The sequence below is a fragment of the Aurantivibrio infirmus genome (genome assembly GCF_054767315.1).
The window spans coordinates 1-546 of record NZ_BAAFSK010000025.1 but is presented as its reverse complement, the minus strand read 5'-3'; the positions used below and the strand labels follow the sequence as shown (position 1 = coordinate 546).

1 protein-coding gene is annotated in these 546 nt (G+C 40.8%); it reads left to right on the top strand.

The window, feature by feature from the left end:
- The first annotated feature begins 17 nt into the window (after window positions 1–17).
- Window positions 18–461 (top strand): DMP19 family protein, encoded by a 444-nt coding sequence (locus ACYUCY_RS18335; RefSeq protein ID WP_460227988.1) that lies wholly within the window; start codon window positions 18–20, stop codon window positions 459–461.
- Window positions 462–546 lie beyond the last annotated feature (85 nt).

Here is a 546-nt window from a genome sequence, read left to right as displayed (position 1 = left end):
GGCGTTAACTGTACTCCATGAACAATATCGAAGAATACTGGCCGTTTAGTGATGTAACTACTGATTTTCCATCAATTTATGATGGGGCTGAAACGTTTTTAAAGCAATTCGCCAAGGAGGATCCAGTCCAACGAAATCTATTTTGTGCGTATTGGGTTCAAGCAGAAATTCTAAATGGGGGCTTGGAGCAATTTTTTGCTAATTCAACAGGCGTGCTTGCGCCAGAAGCTGTGGAGGCAATTAATAAAATAGGGTTAATTAATCTATCAAAAAGTTTGAAACATGCTATTTCCCTGTTTGGTGAACCTTATCCCAGGGAACGCAAAATTAGAAAAGCAAAATTACCAGAAATCGTAGATAGCCTAGAAGAAATAGAAGATGAGTTCATCAATAATTTGTACGATGAAAATGGGGGCTTGGAAGCAATGGCAATAAAATATGTATCGCAAAAAAACAGTTAACAAACAAAGCCACCCGACCCACGCGAGCAATGGCCTTGAAAAGCAGGCCATTAAACGCTCGCGGGCCGGGTGCTTTGGGCGTTAA

Bases quoted from the DNA above. Each gene is read 5' to 3' on its own strand.
- ACYUCY_RS18335 (WP_460227988.1), top strand. From the start codon at position 18: ATGAACAATATCGAAGAATACTGGCCGTTTAGTGATGTAACTACTGAT.